This window comes from Roseivivax marinus, from assembly GCF_900109705.1.
In the GTDB taxonomy this organism is placed as follows: Bacteria; Pseudomonadota; Alphaproteobacteria; order Rhodobacterales; family Rhodobacteraceae; genus Roseivivax; species Roseivivax marinus.
This window is the reverse complement of record NZ_FOAI01000001.1, coordinates 395,861-411,396: the sequence shown is the minus strand read 5'-3', so window position 1 is coordinate 411,396 and position 15,536 is coordinate 395,861. Positions and strand designations below refer to the sequence as shown.

At 69.0% G+C, this 15,536-nt stretch carries 14 protein-coding genes; 7 read left to right on the top strand and 7 right to left on the bottom strand.

The genetic code is table 11. From position 1 onward, the window contains the following. The first annotated feature begins 100 nt into the window (after positions 1-100). From rodA to ettA, 4 genes are all read left to right on the top strand, one after another. Positions 101-1,240: a rod shape-determining protein RodA gene (gene rodA, locus BMX29_RS01910; RefSeq protein ID WP_092809934.1), complete on the top strand. Its 1,140-nt coding sequence runs from the start codon at positions 101-103 to the stop codon at positions 1,238-1,240. After that, positions 1,237-2,172 carry a 2-hydroxyacid dehydrogenase gene (locus BMX29_RS01905; RefSeq protein ID WP_092809932.1) on the top strand — a complete coding sequence of 312 codons (936 nt, stop codon included), beginning with the start codon at positions 1,237-1,239 and terminating at the stop codon, positions 2,170-2,172. The genes rodA and BMX29_RS01905 overlap by 4 nt, the downstream gene beginning before the upstream one ends. A gap of 82 nt (positions 2,173-2,254) precedes the next feature. Continuing rightward, positions 2,255-2,932, top strand: coding sequence for a ribulose-phosphate 3-epimerase (rpe, locus tag BMX29_RS01900; protein WP_043845544.1), 678 nt, complete (start codon positions 2,255-2,257; stop codon positions 2,930-2,932). Positions 2,933-3,350: 418 nt separating this feature from the next. Next, the gene (gene ettA / locus BMX29_RS01895; RefSeq protein ID WP_092809930.1) at positions 3,351-5,006 is read left to right on the top strand and encodes an energy-dependent translational throttle protein EttA; all 1,656 of its coding nucleotides are present in this window, start codon (positions 3,351-3,353) and stop codon (positions 5,004-5,006) included. An 85-nt stretch (positions 5,007-5,091) separates the two neighbouring features. Here the strand turns inward: ettA and BMX29_RS19085 are convergent, their stop codons facing one another. Continuing rightward, the gene (locus BMX29_RS19085; RefSeq protein ID WP_157835892.1) at positions 5,092-5,253 is read right to left on the bottom strand and encodes a hypothetical protein; all 162 of its coding nucleotides are present in this window, start codon (positions 5,251-5,253) and stop codon (positions 5,092-5,094) included. A 150-nt stretch (positions 5,254-5,403) separates the two neighbouring features. On the opposite strand from BMX29_RS19085, the gene BMX29_RS01890 reads away from it, so the two are divergent. Then, positions 5,404-6,333: a DMT family transporter gene (locus BMX29_RS01890; protein ID WP_092809928.1), complete on the top strand. Its 930-nt coding sequence runs from the start codon at positions 5,404-5,406 to the stop codon at positions 6,331-6,333. Here the strand turns inward: BMX29_RS01890 and BMX29_RS01885 are convergent. Next, positions 6,251-6,937 (bottom strand): thiamine diphosphokinase, encoded by a 687-nt coding sequence (locus tag BMX29_RS01885; RefSeq protein WP_342342370.1) that lies wholly within the window; start codon positions 6,935-6,937, stop codon positions 6,251-6,253. The genes BMX29_RS01890 and BMX29_RS01885 overlap by 83 nt on opposite strands. A gap of 144 nt (positions 6,938-7,081) precedes the next feature. Here BMX29_RS01885 and BMX29_RS01880 point away from each other — a divergent pair, with 144 nt between their 5' ends. Beyond that, on the top strand, positions 7,082-9,637 hold the full coding sequence (locus BMX29_RS01880) for a coiled-coil domain-containing protein (protein WP_139196903.1): 2,556 nt from the start codon (positions 7,082-7,084) through the stop codon (positions 9,635-9,637). A 151-nt stretch (positions 9,638-9,788) separates the two neighbouring features. On the opposite strand, the gene BMX29_RS01875 is transcribed toward BMX29_RS01880, so the two are convergent. The 5 genes from BMX29_RS01875 to BMX29_RS01855 form a co-directional block, all read right to left on the bottom strand. Beyond that, positions 9,789-10,628, bottom strand: coding sequence for an ABC transporter permease (locus BMX29_RS01875; protein WP_092809869.1), 840 nt, complete (start codon positions 10,626-10,628; stop codon positions 9,789-9,791). Then, the gene (locus tag BMX29_RS01870) at positions 10,621-11,388 is read right to left on the bottom strand and encodes an ABC transporter ATP-binding protein (RefSeq protein WP_092810166.1); all 768 of its coding nucleotides are present in this window, start codon (positions 11,386-11,388) and stop codon (positions 10,621-10,623) included. Before BMX29_RS01870 ends, BMX29_RS01875 begins: the two co-directional genes overlap by 8 nt. Positions 11,389-11,438: 50 nt before the next feature. Continuing rightward, entirely contained in the window at positions 11,439-12,455 is a 1,017-nt protein-coding gene (locus tag BMX29_RS01865; RefSeq protein WP_092809867.1) for an ABC transporter substrate-binding protein, read from the bottom strand. Positions 12,456-12,615: 160 nt separating this feature from the next. Then, a complete protein-coding gene (locus BMX29_RS01860; RefSeq protein WP_043845556.1) occupies positions 12,616-12,837 on the bottom strand; it encodes a DUF2842 domain-containing protein in 222 nt (73 codons plus the stop codon). Continuing rightward, a complete protein-coding gene (locus BMX29_RS01855) occupies positions 12,837-14,129 on the bottom strand; it encodes an adenylosuccinate synthase (protein ID WP_043845558.1) in 1,293 nt (430 codons plus the stop codon). The genes BMX29_RS01860 and BMX29_RS01855 overlap by 1 nt, the downstream gene beginning before the upstream one ends. Before the next feature lie 235 nt (positions 14,130-14,364). Here BMX29_RS01855 and BMX29_RS01850 point away from each other — a divergent pair, with 235 nt between their 5' ends. Then, a complete protein-coding gene (locus tag BMX29_RS01850; RefSeq protein ID WP_092809865.1) occupies positions 14,365-15,513 on the top strand; it encodes a DcaP family trimeric outer membrane transporter in 1,149 nt (382 codons plus the stop codon). The last annotated feature ends 23 nt before the right edge of the window (positions 15,514-15,536 follow it).

Sequence of the window (15,536 nt, the reverse complement as noted above, 5' to 3'; positions counted from 1 at the left end):
CCGTGCGCGCCGCGCAGTCCGGTCGCGTCATGGCTGCCGCCGGCCCCTGGCCCGGCGCCGTGGACCGCCGCGCCCTGCCCCTCGCGAAAGGTCCTGCGCGATGAGCTACCTCGAATACACCGTCAAGACGGTCCCCGGCGGCTGGCGCAAGGTGCTTTACCTGAACTGGCCGATCATCCTGCTGCTGTCGGCGGTGGCCGGCGTTGGTTTCCTGATGCTCTACTCGGTGGCCGGCGGCAGCTTCACGCCGTGGGCCGAGCCGCAGATGAAGCGCTACATCCTCGGCCTGCTCGTCATGTTCATGGTCGCCCTGGTGCCGATCTGGTTCTGGCGCAACATGTCGGTGCTGGCCTATCTGGTCTCGCTCGGACTTCTGGTGATGGTGGAGTTCTTCGGCACCGTGGGCATGGGGGCGCAGCGCTGGATCGACCTGGGCTTCATGCGTCTCCAGCCCTCCGAGCTGATGAAGATCGCCCTCGTGATGGTGCTGGCGGCCTATTACGACTGGCTGCCGATGAAGAAGGTGTCGCGGCCGCTCTGGGTGCTGCTGCCGGTGCTGATCATCCTGCTGCCGACCTTCCTGACCCTCACGCAGCCCGACCTCGGCACAGCGATCCTGCTGATCACCGGAGGCGGCCTGATGATGTTCCTCGCCGGCGTCCACTGGGCCTATTTCGGCGCCGTGATCGCCGCCGGGTCCGGCTTCGTGGCCACCGTGTTCAAGTCGCGGGGCACCGACTGGCAGCTTCTGAAGGACTACCAGTTCCGCCGCATCGACACCTTCCTCGACCCGTCCTCGGATCCGCTCGGCGCGGGCTACCACATCACCCAGGCCAAGATCGCCATGGGCTCGGGCGGCTGGACCGGCAAGGGCTTCATGCAGGGCACACAGTCGCGGCTGAACTTCCTGCCCGAGAAGCACACCGACTTCATCTTCAACACGCTCGCCGAGGAGTTCGGCTTTGTCGGCGGCGTGTCCCTGCTGGCCCTCTACGTGCTGGTGCTGTTGTTCTGCATCGTCTCGGCGATCCAGAACCGCGACCGCTTCTCGTCGCTGCTGACCCTCGGGATCGGGGTGACGTTCTTCCTCTACTTCGCGGTCAACATGTCGATGGTCATGGGCCTTGCCCCTGTCGTGGGCGTGCCTCTGCCGCTCGTCTCTTACGGCGGGTCGGCGATGCTCGTGCTCATGGTCGCCTTCGGCCTCGTCCAATCCGCCCACATCCACAGGCCCCGATGACTCTTACTGTCCTGTTCGCCGCAGGCGACGCCGCCTTCGCGGACTACGAAGCCCCCCTCACGCGCGCGCTTTCCGAGGCCGGCCTCGACGCCCGCCTCGTGACAGAGGCCGCGCCGGAGGATGTCGACTACATCGTCACTGCACCGAACGGCTGGGTGCAGGACTTCACCCCCTACACGAACGCCAAAGCCGTGCAGACGCTCTGGGCCGGGGTCGAGGGCATTGTCGGCAACGACACGCTGACCCAGCCGCTGGCGCGCATGGTCGATGACGAGGGTCTGACCCAGGGCATGGTCGAATGGGTCACCGGCCACGTGCTGCGCCACCATCTCGGGATGGACGCGCATATCGTGAATCCCGAGCATGCCTGGGACCACCGAGCCCCGCCGCTGGCCGCCGAGCGGACCGTCACGATCCTGGGACTCGGCACTCTGGGCACGGCATGCGCGCGAATGCTGGCAACGGTGGGCTTCGACATGCGCGGCTGGAGCCGGACCGAGAAGTCCGTGGAGGATGTCGCCTGTCACCACGGCGACGCGGGCTTCGGAACGGCACTGGACGGCGCGGACATCGTGGTCCTGCTGCTTCCGGACACCGCCGCGACGCGCAACGTTCTGGATGCTGCCGCGATCGGCCGGCTGGCGCGCGGCGCCGTGGTCATCAATCCCGGACGCGGCCCGCTGATCGACGACGACGCGCTGCTGGCCGCGCTGGACGAGGGCCAACTGACCCACGCCACGCTCGACGTCTTCCGCACCGAGCCGCTGCCGCAGGACCACCCGTTCTGGGCGCACCCGCGGGTGACCGTGACGCCGCACATCGCCTCTGAGACCCGGACCGACAGTGCGGCGCGCGAGGTCGCGGCGAACATCGCGCGATGCGAGCGGGGCGAGACGCTGAAGGGCCTCGTCGACCGGGACCGCGGCTACTGAGCCCATTGCGCTTTGCCGCGCGCCACGCCATCTGAAGCGCGCGCCCAACCGTCCCAGCACTCTGATCCGGGAGAGTCAGCCCATGTCCGTCAAGATCGCTCCGTCCATCCTCGCCGCCGACTTCGCCGCCTTCGGCGCCGAGATCGAAGCCGTCGAGGCGCAGGGCGCCGACTGGGTGCACGTGGACGTGATGGACGGCCACTTCGTCCCGAACCTGACCTTCGGTCCCGACATGTGCCGCGCGCTGCGTCCGCACATCAAGACGGTGATGGACGTCCACCTGATGATCGCACCGGTCGATCCCTACATCGCCGCCTTCGCCGAGGCCGGCGCCGACATCCTGACCGCGCATGTCGAGGCCGGGCCCCACATTCACCGCACGCTGCAGGCGATCCGCGCCGCCGGCTGCCGCCCCGGCGTGGCCCTGAACCCCGGCACGCCGGCCGAGGCGGTGCGGCCGGTTCTCGACCTCGTGGACCTCGTCTGCGTGATGACCGTGAACCCCGGCTTCGGCGGCCAGAGCTTCATCGAAAGCGCGATACCCAAGGTCGCCCAGCTGCGCGACTGGGGCGGTCCCGACCTGCACATCGAGATCGACGGCGGCGTCAGCGCCTCGAACGCCCGCCGCCTCGTGGACGCCGGCGCCGACGTGCTGGTCGCGGGCTCGTCGGTGTTCCGTGGCGGCTCGGTCGCGGACCCCGCCCCCTATGGCGAGAACATCCGCGCGATCCGCACCGCCGCGACGTCCGTGTCAGTCTGATGACCTGCCGCCCGCGCGGGCGGCGAGGCCGGGGCATGCCTCCGGCGGGAGTATTTGTCACGAGAAGAAGACGCGGGCGGCCGCGCGGAGGCGGCCGGCCTTCGATCAACGGGCGAGGGCGGGAGCCGGGCCGCGGCGAGAGCTGACGCGCCGGCAGACGCTCCCGGCCGCGCCAGGTCCCGGCAGGCTTTGCGCGGGAAGAGGCGATCGAGGCGCGGAGTGCCGGTTCGAAGGCTCCGCGGACGGCCGGACCGCGGCACCGTCCGGCGCGTCGCGTGAAGATCGGGACGTTCCGCGCCGGGTCCCGGCACGACAGGGCGCGCATGCCACGCCCCCGTGCACCCTGCCCCTTTCGGCGCGGTGCGGAATCGCCTACAAGCGCCGCCAACCCGACATTCCCAGACAGCGGAGCGCGACCATGGCGTCCTACCAGTACGTGTACCACATGGACGGGGTCTCGAAGACCTATCCCGGTGGCAAGACCTGCTTCGAAAACATCCGCCTCAACTTCCTGCCCGGCGTGAAGATCGGCGTCGTCGGCGTCAACGGCGCCGGTAAATCGACCCTGCTCAAGATCATGGCCGGGCTCGACAAGGACTTCTCCGGCGAGGCCTGGGCCGCGGAAGGCGCGCGTATCGGCTACCTGCCGCAGGAGCCGCAGCTCGACCCGAACCTCGACGTGCGCGGCAACGTCATGCTGGGCGTCGCGCAGAAACAGGCCAAGCTCGACCGGTTCAACGAGCTGGCGATGAACTACTCGGACGAGACCGCCGACGAGATGGCGCAGCTCCAGGACGAGATCGACGGCGAGAACCTGTGGGATCTCGACAGCCGCATCGACGTCGCCATGGAGGCCCTCCGCTGCCCGCCGGACGACTCGGACGTGGCCAGCCTCTCGGGTGGCGAGGTGCGCCGCGTGGCGCTCTGCAAGCTGCTGCTCGAGGCGCCCGACATGCTGCTCCTCGACGAACCGACGAACCACCTCGACGCCGAGACCATCGCCTGGCTCCAGAACCACCTGATCGAGTACAAGGGCACGATCCTCTGCGTCACGCACGACCGCTACTTCCTCGACGACATCACCGGCTGGATCCTCGAACTCGACCGCGGCCGGGGCATTCCCTACGAGGGCAACTACTCGAGCTGGCTGGAGCAGAAGGCGAAGCGGCTCGAGCAGGAAGCGCGCGAGGACAAGGCCAAGCAGCGCACCCTGTCGCGCGAGCTCGAATGGATGCGCCAGGGCGCCAAGGCCCGCCAGGCCAAGTCGAAGGCCCGCATCTCGGCCTACGAGAAGATGGCCAGCCAGTCCGAGAAGGAGCGCGTCGGCAAGGCCCAGATCGTCATCCCGAACGGACAGCGCCTGGGCTCGAAGGTCATTGAGGTCGAGGGCCTCCGCAAGGCGATGGGCGACAAGCTGTTGATCGAGGATCTGAGCTTCTCGCTGCCGCCGGGCGGCATCGTGGGCGTGATCGGCCCCAACGGCGCCGGCAAGTCGACCCTGTTCAAGATGCTCACCGGGCAGGAACAGCCGGATGCCGGCACGTTGGAATACGGTGAGACGGTGGACCTGTCCTATGTCGACCAGACCCGTGACGACCTGACGCCCACCGACACGGTGTGGGAGGCGATCACCGGCGGCGCCGAAATCATCAAGCTGGGTGACGCCGAGATCAACAGCCGCAAGTATTGCGGCGCGTTCAACTTCAAGGGCGGCGACCAGCAGAAAGTGGTGGGCCAGCTGTCGGGCGGTGAGCGCAACCGCGTGCACATGGCGCGGCTGCTCAAGTCCGGCGGCAACGTCCTGCTGCTCGACGAGCCGACCAACGACCTCGACGTGGAGACCTTGCGCGCGCTCGAGGACGCGCTGACCGATTTCGCGGGCTGCGCCGTCGTCATCAGCCACGACCGCTTCTTCCTGGACCGGATTTGCACGCACATCCTCGCCTTCGAAGGCGAGGCGCACGTGGAATGGTTCGAGGGCAATTTCGAGGACTACGAAGAGGACAAGAAACGTCGTCTCGGTCCCGATGCCGTGGAGCCCAAGCGCGTGAAGTTCAAGAAGTTCGCGCGCTGAGCCGGGCCGCGCACCGCCCCCGCAGACATGAAAAAGGCCCGCAGCGTCGCTGCGGGCCTTTTGCGTTTCCGCTTGGCCGTCAGGCTCAGAGCTTCTTCTTGGCGAAGCGCAGGGCACCTTTCAGGGCCTGGCCCTCGGCGCTGGTGCGACGACGCACCGGGCGGTTGCGCGTGGGCGTTGCAGTGGTGCGACGCTTGCTCCGGGTGTAGGTGGAGACGGCGCGGCGGACGATATTTCCAAGCGACATGGGTCTTCCTCCGATTACGTGTGCGAGCCCTCCGCTCGCCTTTCACGGATCAAACACCGACCCCGGGGGGTGCGTTCCCTGACGCCTTCGCACCGGCGGCGGAGCGCCGCTCATGGCGTTTCGCGCGGGATGCCCCTAACGTCCGGCAGCATGTCCCGCGACAATCCTCCTCTCGGCATCCTTCTGATGCTCGGCTTCTGCGCGCTCGCCCCGTTCGGCGACGCTCTGGCGAAGATCGTCGGGGACCGCGTGCCTCTGGTGCAGCTCGTGTTCCTGCGCTTCGCGATCCAGGCGGCGATCCTCGCCCCGCTGGTGGCCGCCAGCGGGCGGGACTGGCGCTATCCGCGCGGGGTGATGGCACGGATCGCGCTGAGGACTGTGTTCCACATCGCCGGGATCGGCTTCATGTTCTCGGCGCTGAGGGTGCTTCCGCTGGCCGACGCCATCGCCATCGCCTTCGTGATGCCCTTCATCCTGCTGCTTCTGGGCTGGCTCCTCCTGGGCGAAGAGGTCGGTCCGCGCCGCATCGCCGCCTGCGCGGTGGGATTCGCCGGCGTGCTCATGGTGATCCGGCCCGCCTTCCAGGAGGTCGGCGCGGCGGCGCTCCTGCCTCTTGGGGTGGCGGTGACCTTCGCCGCCTTCATGCTGACCACGCGCACCATCGCGCGCGAGGTCGATCCGGTGGGGATGCAGGCCGTGTCGGCGGGCATGGCCGTGGTCGCCCTTGCGCCGGTGCTGATCTTCGGCCCCCCGGGCACGCTCGACTGGAGCGCACCGACCGGCGTCTGGGGCATCGTGCTGGCGATGGGCCTGCTGGGCACGGTCGGCCACCTGCTGATGACGTGGTCGCTGCGCTTCGCCCCGGGGGCGACGCTCGCGCCAATGCAGTATCTCGAGATCCCTTTCGCCACTTTCTACGGCTGGGCGCTTTTCGGCGACCTGCCCGATGGCATGGCGGCCGCGGGGATCGCGGTGACCATGGCCGCGGGCCTTTACGTCATCCTGCGCGAGCGGGCCACGTCGCGGGCCGCGCGGCAAGTCCGTGCCGCAACGCTTCCGCCTCCGCCACCGGCAGAATGACCAGCATCCGGGGCGCGTCGATCCGGAGGCGCACCGGCCCCGTCGCCTCGTTCGAGGTGCCGACGGTCGCGTCGGGGGCAAACGACAGCCCGTCGATCGGCCAGCGCAGCCCTTCCGAGCGTCCGGTCACCGGACCGAGCGGCCAGAGCGACACCCGCGTGCCCGGCGCGAGATCGAGCGTGATCTCGGGCGGCAGGAGCGCGACGGCGTCCTCCGGCCCCTCCAGCAGGCACGTCCGCTCGGGGTAGCGCGCCAGCACCGAGAGCACCGCCAGCGCGTGATCCATGCGCGCACCGAGAAATCCGTGGCCGATCACCAGCGGCGCCTCGATGTGGCGCAGCGCCTTGTCGAAGTCGGTGCTGTCCTGTTCGGCGATCTCGTGCAGAACCCCCGGCGGCAGCGCGGCGCGGGCGGCCCCGGAGATCGAGTCCATGTCGCCGATCACCGCGTCCGGGACGATACCCGCTGCCAGCAATGTGTCCGCGCCGCTGTCGGCCGCCGCCACGCCGGCCGCGTCCCGCGCAGCCCGCGCGAGGCGGCCCGGATCCACCGCACCGCCGCCCACGAGAAGCGCCGGTCCGGCCCGTCTGAGCAAAGATTCCATCATTCCATCGTGATGGCGTTCAGCGAACGGGAACACAATGAAGTCATGAAATGATACGGTGACGGGCACAGAGTCGGTCCGCTTTCGTCCCGAGGACGATGGTAAACGCTTTGTTGCGACACGGATGAGAGTGAGCTGGATATGGTGAGTTCGAGCAAAATCCTTACGGTCTCGTACGGGACGTTCTCCTGCACGCTGGAGGGCTTTGACGACTCGTTCGACACCATGAAGGCGATCGCCGAGTACTTCCGCGACCTCGCACAGGACGACCGGTATTTCGGAGCCGAACCGCCGACGCCCGACGCGGACATGCTGGCACGAATCGCGGAGCGCGAGATTTCGCGGCGGGTCGATGCGCGGCTTGAGGACGGCGGTTTCGTTCTGCGGCCCTCGCTCGCCGCGGCGGCCGCCTCCGGGGCCCATACGACCCCGGCGCCGATGGCACCGCCGCAGGCCGCCGCGACTCCGGCCCCCGGACAGGCGACCGCCCCCCAACCCGCGCAAGCCGCACCTGCCCCCACGGCGGCGGCCCCCGTCGAAACGAAAGCGCCCGCTCCGACCGTTGCACCTACGGTTGCCGACGCCCCTGCCCCGGACACCCGCGCCGAGGCCGCGCCGGTTGATCGCGACAGCGCGACGCCGCTCGATCCGCTGGCCACGGCCTCGGGGTTCTTCCCGCCTGACGCGGACGAGGCCAATGCGCCGCAGGCGACCGCCGCCCCCACCGATGCCCCGGCAGCTCCCGCCATCGCGGACGCGGCTGAAACCGGCTCGCCGGACGTGGCCGAGGATGACATCGCCGTCACCGAGGCTCCCGCGCCCGCACCGGTCGCCGAGGCCCCGAAGACCGCGACGATCGCCCCCGCACCCACCGAGACCCATGCCAGCGTCAGCGACAAGCTCGCCCGGATCCGGGCCGTGGTCGCCGGCGGCGCCGCCGCGACGGCTGCGGCCGCCGCGGCTCCCACGCCGCGGGTCGAGCAATACGACGACGAAGCCGACATCGACCTCGGCGACGACGATTCGCTGGCTGCTTTCCTCAGCGACCTCGCCGAAGAGCGTAGCGCCGACGAGGAGCGGGACGACCTTGTTGCCGCCGAGGCAGAAGACGAGGACGAGAACCTCTTCGCCGCAGAGACCGGCGAAACGGAGGATGCCGCCGTCGCCGAGGACGAGGCCGATGACCTCTCGGACACGGTCGAGAGCGAGGCAGTCGCCGACACGCCCGAGGACGAGGTGGACGTCGAGCACGACGCCCAAGCGAATCTCGCCGAGGACGACACCGAGGCCGAGGTCGCATCGGAGGAAACTGCCGAGGACGAGGGCGACACCCTGCCCGAGGCTGCATCCGAAGCGCCCCGCGTGCTGCGCGTGAAACAGGCCGACTTCGATGCCGTGGTCGCGTCCGGCGCGCTCGAAGAAGACGAGGACGAGGCGCCACAGGCAGAAACGACAGCGCCCGCGCCGGGCGACAGCAGCCTGAGCGACGAGGACGAGGACGACCTGGCCCGCGAGCTTGCCGCCCTTCGCGCGGAGCTTGCCGGCGAGGACGACAGCGCGGAAGGCGACGATGCGCCCGAGCCGGTCGTCGCCGAGGCCGATCCCGACGAGGACGACGACGAGGCGGAAGCGGCGCCCGGCGCCTACCTTCTCGGTGCCGATGCCCTGGCGACAGACGAAAGCGACGAGGACGCGTTCGACGAGGAGGAAGACTGGGACGACGTGGCAGAGGACGAGGCCACGGAAGATCAGGACGACGATACCTCCGAGGACGATGCCGACGACGACGAGGCGTTCGGCCGCGAGCTCGACGCCGCCTTCGCCGATGCCGATTTCGGTCCGGACGAGGACGACGAAGAGGTCGCTCCCGCTGCCCGCAGGCCGCTCGAGCACGACGACAGCTTCGAGGATGACGACGAGGCGCTTCGCGAGGACGCCGCCCGCTACGAGCAGGCCCGCCGCGCGGTCAAGATGTCGAGCCCGGCACGCGCCATGCTCACCGAGCAGAAGGTCGAGGAGGACGAACCCGCCGTCTCGCGCCTCATGGACGAGACCGACCGCGAGTTCCGCGAGCCCGAGGGCAACCGCCGGCGTTCGGCCATCGCGCACCTGCGGGCCGCCGTCGCCGCGACCCGCGCCGACCGCTTGCTGGGCAAGCGCAAGGATGACAGCGCCGCGACCGAACCTTATCGCGAGGATCTGGCCACCGTCGTGCGGCCGCGCCGGCCCCAGCCGGTCGCCGACGCTCCGGAAACCGCAACGCGCAGCCAGCGTCCTAGCCCGGCGCGGCCAGCCCCGCTCAAGCTGGTGGCCGAGCAGCGCGTGAATGCCGAAGAGGCCGAGGCCGCCGAGGCCGTTCGTCCGCGCCGTATCCATCGCGACGCGGTCGAGGCGACCGAAGCGCCCGCCGCCGACGGCCCGAGCTTTGCCGACTACGCCGCCAAGGTCGGCGCGCACGACCTTTCGGAGCTGCTGGAGGCTGCGGCGGCCTATCTGTCCTTCGTCGAGCAGCGTCCGCAATTCTCGCGCCCGCAGCTCATGACCATGCTGCGCGAGGCCGAGCCCGCAGACACCAGCCGCGAAGATCGGCTGCGCTCGTTCGGCCAACTGCTGCGCGAGGGCAAGATCGCAAAGATCGAAGGCGGTCGCTTCACCGCCTCCGACCGCATCGGCTTCCGTCCCAAGCGTGCCGCCGGCTGATACCGGCAGCATGACGGTCCCGAAACGGGGCGTCCCGGCCGGGGCGCCCCGATTTCGTTTCCGGGGGACAACCGCATGCTCCGGAAGGGACAATGCCCATCGGCGACCCGGTCACTCCTGACCCGGCGGCCGCCTCAGACCTCCGCGCGGCCTATCCCCGCCAGCGCAGGAGGCGCGCTTCGATCCGCCCGATGGCCGCGCTCACCAGCACACCGAGAAGCGACAGGATCGCCACGCCTGCGAAAAGACGCTCGAGGTCGTAGAGCGAACCGGCCTGCAGGATATAGGCGCCGATCCCGTATTCCGCGCCCAGCATCTCTGCCGCGACGAGCAGTATGATGGCGATGGCGAGGCTGACGCGCAGGCCCGACAGGATCCCCGGCATCGCGCCGGGCAGCACGATCCGCAGCACGATGGTGTGCCATTTCAGCCCGAAGCTCTGGCCCATGCGGATCAGCGTCCGGTCAACGGTGTCCACGGCGCCATAGGTCGCGACCACCGTGGGCGTGAACGTCCCGAAGGCGATCAGCGCGTATTTCGACGCCTCGTCGATGCCGAACCAGATCACGAAAAGCGGCAGAAGCGCGATCTTGGGGATCGGAAACAGCGCCGCGACCAGCGGCACCAGGCCGGCGCGCGCCACCGAGAAGAGCCCGATCATCACGCCCACGAAGATGCCAGCGAGCGTACCCAGCGCGCTGCCTACCGCGAGGCGGGTCAGGGACGGCACGAGGTGGGTCCAGAGCATGCCGCTGCGGGCGAGGTCGACCAGCGTCGCGAACACGTCCGATGGCCGCGGCATGGTCAGGTTCGAGATCACGCCGGCGCGCGTGCCCCATTCGAGGAACGCGATCAGCACCACGAAGACGGCCGCCCCGACCCAGCGCGGCGAGGTGGGGTTGAAGCCGCCGCCGCGAAAACGGACCGGGCGAGCCTCGGGGCGGTCTCCGGTGGCGATCCCGCCGGGCGAGGTCAGGCTGCCGTCAGCCATGGGCAAGTTCCTTGTCGGCGGCCTCGGCCTCGGCGCGCATGAGCGCCCAGAGGTGCTTTTGCCGCGCGTCGAGTTCCGGTTCGGCGAGGTCGCGACCGGCCAGCGGGGAGTCGATCTCCACGATTTCGCGGATTTCGCCGGGTCGCCGCGACAGCACCACGATCCGATGCCCGAGGCGCACCGCCTCGGACAGGTTGTGGGTGACGTAGACCGCGGTGAACGGCGCGCGGGTCCAAAGCCCCACGAGGTCGTCCATGAGAAGCTCGCGGGTCTGGCTGTCGAGGGCCGAGAGGGGTTCGTCCATCAGCAGCGCGGCGGGGTTCACGGCCAGCGCGCGGGCGATGGCCACACGCTGCTTCATGCCGCCCGACAACTGCCGCGGCCACGCGGTGCGGAACTCGGACAGCTTAGTGCGCGCGAGCACGTCGGCGATGATCTCTTCTGCCTCGCGGCCGCGCACGCCGTGGTCGTTCAGGACCAGCGAAATGTTCCCCTCGACCGTGCGCCAGGGCAGCAGGGCGAAATCCTGGAAGACGTAGGTCAGCGGGTTGAGGCTGTCGGCGGGCGCCTCGCCGATCTGCAGAACCTCTCCGCGTGTCGGCTTTTCGAGCCCTCCGATGAAGCGCAACAGCGTGGACTTGCCGCAGCCGGATGGCCCGACGATGCACACGATCCGCCCTGCCGGAATGTCGAGGGAAATGTCCCGCAGGACCTCGAGATCGTCGTAGCGGTGGGAGATCGAGTTCAGTCGGAGGTCCATCGGCGCCTCGGCAGTCATGGGCAGGGGCGTCGCCGCCCCCGCCGCGATGGTCAGGAATTGCCGCCGGCGTAGCTGTCGTCCACCAGCGTTTCGTAGGTCACGCCCTCGTCGACGAGACCCTCGGACTTGAACCAGTCGAGCTGATCGCGGACCGACTCCTCGTTGAGCGCGCCATCGAGGTTCACGCGCATGGCGCCGTTGACGATGGCGTCGCGCGCGTCCTCGACCGGGCGGTCGGGATAGACGTAGCCCGCGATGATCGAGATGATCTCGTCCACTTCCGAGTCCGAAGCGGTCTTGTCGACGAGCGCCGCGTTGAAGTCGGCCGCCCCGCGTGAGAACGCCTCGATGAAGGCCTCGGTCTGCTCACGCTCGTTCTCCGCGGTGTCGGTCGAGGTGAAGAGCGTGGTCACCTGGTAGTTCGGCAGGTAGTCCGAGACGTTGCCAATCACCTGCACTGCACCCGCCCCGGCCAGCGGCTTCGCGATGTGCGGCACGATGGACCACGCGTCGATCTGGCCGGTCTTGAGCGCGCCGATCACCGCAGGGACCTTCTGGAGCGGGCGGAATGTCAGCTCGGCGCCCTCGGCCTCGGCGATGCGCGACCCCATGTAGTGGAAGGACGAGCCCGCCTGCGTGACACCCCAGCTGCGCCCGTCGAGCTGCGAGGGATCGGTCAGACCGTCCTCGTAGGCCTGCGTCGAGGCGAGGATTTTCTGGCCGTCGATACCCGGCTCCTCGGACAGCGCGCCGCCGATGACCTTGGCCGCGCCCTTCTGCGCCAGCGAGATCAGGCCGCCGGTGATCGCGGTCACGCCGTAATCCGCATCGCCCGAGGCGATCGCGATGGCCATCGGCTGGGCCGCCTGGAAGAATTCGAAGGACACGTCGAGGCCCGCATCCTCGAAGTAGCCGCGCTCGGCGGCGATGAAGCTGGGCGCGTGGCTGGTGAAACGCAGCGCGCCGACGCTGACCTCGGTCAGGTCCTCACTGTCCTGTGCCAGCGCGGGACCGGCCGCGAGAGCTGCGGCGAGCGCAAGGGCGCCGCGTCGGGTGAAATTCGTCATGGTGTCCTCCCAAGTGATGCGTGCCGCGGGTCCGGGGCACGCGGATCGCCCGGCCTTCTCGGGACGGGCACACGGCGCCGTGGTGCCACGGCGGCACCGTAACATGCCTTGGTTGGTGAGATCTTCGCCGGGGGGTGTCAAGCACCGCGCGGGAGGCGCGTTACTCCTCGGGAGGGGCCTCGCGGCCCACTCCCTTGAACACGAAGCGCAGCGGGAATGCCCAGAGCACGCCCAGAGCCACGTAGATCGCCAGTTCCACAAGGATCGGCGGCCGCTCGAACAGCGTCACGATCGTCGAGGCGACGACGATGTAGACCGGCAGGCCGACGATCAGAACCAGCAGCGACAACCGCCGGCGGGTCTTGTGGGACAGCTCAGGCATCAGTCGGCAAATGGATCCGTCACGAGGATCGTGTCGTCACGTTCGGGTGAAGTCGACAGAAGCGCGACCGGGCACTCGATCAGCTCTTCCACGCGGCGCACATACTTGATCGCCTCGGCCGGAAGGTCGGCCCAGCTGCGGGCGCCTTCCGTGGATTGCGACCAGCCGGGCATTTCCTCGTAGACCGGGGTGCAGCGGGCCTGCTGGTCGGCGGCGATGGGCAGGTGGTCCAGCGTCTGGCCGTCAAGTTCGTAGCCCGTGCAGATCTTCAACGTCTCGAAGCCGTCCAGCACGTCGAGCTTGGTCAGCGCGATGCCGTTCACGCCGCTGGTCGCGCAGGTCTGGCGCACGAGGCAGGCGTCGAACCAGCCGCAGCGGCGTTTACGCCCGGTGGTGGTGCCGAACTCGTGGCCGCGCTCGCCGAGGCGCTGGCCGTCGTCGTCGTGCAGCTCGGTCGGGAACGGGCCTTCGCCGACGCGGGTGGTGTAGGCCTTCACGATACCGAGGCAGAAATCGATGGCGCCCGGCCCGATGCCGGTGCCGGTGGCTGCCTGCCCCGCGATCACGTTGGAGGACGTGACATAGGGATATGTGCCGAAGTCGATGTCCAGGAGCGCGCCCTGCGCCCCTTCGAACAGGATCCGGCGGCCGGCGCGGCGCTTCTCGTTCAGCACCTTCCAGACCGGCCCGGCGTATTGAAGGATCTCGGATGCGATGCCGCGCAGGTCCGCCAGTAGAGCGTCGCGGTCCACGGGATCGAGACCGAGGCCACTGCGGAGCGCGTTGTGATGCACCAGCGCGCGGTCCACGCGCAGCTCGAGCGTGGCGTCGTCGCCGAGATCCGCCACCCGGATCACCCGGCGGCCGACCTTGTCCTCGTAGGCCGGGCCGATGCCGCGGCCGGTGGTGCCGATCTTGGCGACCGAGTTCTGCGCCTCGCGGGCGCGATCCAGTTCACCGTGGAACGGCAGGATCAGCGGCGTGTTCTCGGCGACCATCAGCGTTTCGGGCGTGATCTCGACGCCCTGCTCGCGCAGGCCGGCGATCTCCTTCACCAGGTGCCACGGGTCGAGAACGACGCCGTTGCCGATCACCGACAGCTTTCCGCGGCGCACGACGCCCGACGGGAGTGCATGCAGCTTGTAGACCTCGCCGTCGATCACGAGCGTGTGGCCCGCGTTGTGACCGCCCTGGAAGCGCGCGATCACGTCGGCGCGCTCCGACAGCCAATCAACGATCTTGCCCTTGCCCTCGTCGCCCCACTGGGCGCCCACGACCACGACGTTTGCCATCACTGCCTCGCTTCGATGTCGTCAAACGCGCCTTCCTTACAGATGCGCGCCGGGCGGGAAAACCACTTTCGCAGATCCTGCTTTCTGTGCGCGTCGGATCGACCCGGACGAAAATCAGCCTCGCGGCCGTCACGATCCCGTGACATCGGCTGACCTCCGCGCATGTCGTGTCAGGTTGACAGTGATCGGTCCCGAACCACGCGGGTCCGCATCACAAGCAAACAAACGAGGCGACATGACTTCACGCACGACGACCGCCATCGCGGTCGCCCTCGCGGCGACCGGCCTTGCATCCACGGTTCAGGCCCAGAGCGCCCAGACCGACGCCCAGCGCATCGCCGCGCTCGAGGCGCGGGTCGCGCAGCTCGAAGAGACGCGCAGCGAGCCGCTGACCTTCGGCACCGAGACCGGTACGCAGCTCGAGTTCTACGGCTACTTCAAGTCCGACTTCATCTACGACTTCGGCTACAAGCTCGGGAACACCACGTTCGGCCTCGTGGGCATCGGCCCGGGCGCCGAGGACGGGGACGCCTTCACCGCGACGGTGAACCAGACGCGTCTCGGGTTCCGCACCACCACGCAGACTGGCATGGGCGAGCTTGGCACCCAGGTCGAGATCGACTTCTACGGCGCATCGGGCGCCTTTGCGGACGCTGGCCCCGAGCCGCGCCTGCGCCATGCCGTGGCGACGCTCGGCGGCCTGCGGATCGGCAAGTACTGGACGACGTTCATGCCGCTGTCGTCCTACCCGATCACGCTCGACTTCCAGGGCGTTGCGGGCATTCCCTTCGCCCGGCAGGAACAGATCCGCTACACCCACGAGTTCGGCAACAACATGAGCGCGTCGGTCGCGCTCGAGGACTCGAACGCGGGAAGCGACACGCCGGTGGTCATCGGCGCCCTGGCCTACGACACCGACCCGCTGCTGCTGCGCGCCTCGGTGATCGGCGGCCAGGTCGAGGATGACGGTGGCAGCGACGAGGACGTCTGGGGCGTCAACCTGTCGACCACCGCCCAGCTGTGGGAAGGCGGCAGCTTCGACGCCTCCTACACCTACGGCGAGGGCATCGCGTCCTACCTGGTGTTCCTCGGCGACGACCTCGACGCCAACGGCGACCCGATCGAGGTGCAGTCGGCCTATGCCGGCATCTCGCAGGAGGTCGGCGAGGACTGGACCTTCCGCGCGATCTACGGCTGGCGCGAGAACGAGACTGGCCTGATGGGCGACACCGAGAGCCTGCAGTCGGTCCACCTCAACGCCAGCTACCAGATCACCGAGCGGGCGAGCTTCGGGGTCGAGTACTTCAACGGCAAGCGCGAGACCTTCGGCGGCGGCTCCTACGGCACGGACCGCATCCAGACCTCGTTCCAGGTCGACTTCTGAACCTGACGGAGGGCGCGGACCGT

Coding starts and splice junctions, on each gene's coding strand:
- rodA (WP_092809934.1), top strand. CDS start 101: ATGAGCTACCTCGAATACACCGTCAAGACGGTCCCCGGCGGCTGGCGC.
- BMX29_RS01905 (WP_092809932.1), top strand. CDS start 1,237: ATGACTCTTACTGTCCTGTTCGCCGCAGGCGACGCCGCCTTCGCGGAC.
- rpe (WP_043845544.1), top strand. CDS start 2,255: ATGTCCGTCAAGATCGCTCCGTCCATCCTCGCCGCCGACTTCGCCGCC.
- ettA (WP_092809930.1), top strand. CDS start 3,351: ATGGCGTCCTACCAGTACGTGTACCACATGGACGGGGTCTCGAAGACC.
- BMX29_RS19085 (WP_157835892.1), bottom strand. CDS start 5,253: ATGTCGCTTGGAAATATCGTCCGCCGCGCCGTCTCCACCTACACCCGG.
- BMX29_RS01890 (WP_092809928.1), top strand. CDS start 5,404: ATGTCCCGCGACAATCCTCCTCTCGGCATCCTTCTGATGCTCGGCTTC.
- BMX29_RS01885 (WP_342342370.1), bottom strand. CDS start 6,937: ATGGAATCTTTGCTCAGACGGGCCGGACCGGCGCTTCTCGTGGGCGGC.
- BMX29_RS01875 (WP_092809869.1), bottom strand. CDS start 10,628: ATGGCTGACGGCAGCCTGACCTCGCCCGGCGGGATCGCCACCGGAGAC.
- BMX29_RS01870 (WP_092810166.1), bottom strand. CDS start 11,388: ATGGACCTCCGACTGAACTCGATCTCCCACCGCTACGACGATCTCGAG.
- BMX29_RS01865 (WP_092809867.1), bottom strand. CDS start 12,455: ATGACGAATTTCACCCGACGCGGCGCCCTTGCGCTCGCCGCAGCTCTC.
- BMX29_RS01860 (WP_043845556.1), bottom strand. CDS start 12,837: ATGCCTGAGCTGTCCCACAAGACCCGCCGGCGGTTGTCGCTGCTGGTT.
- BMX29_RS01855 (WP_043845558.1), bottom strand. CDS start 14,129: ATGGCAAACGTCGTGGTCGTGGGCGCCCAGTGGGGCGACGAGGGCAAG.
- BMX29_RS01850 (WP_092809865.1), top strand. CDS start 14,365: ATGACTTCACGCACGACGACCGCCATCGCGGTCGCCCTCGCGGCGACC.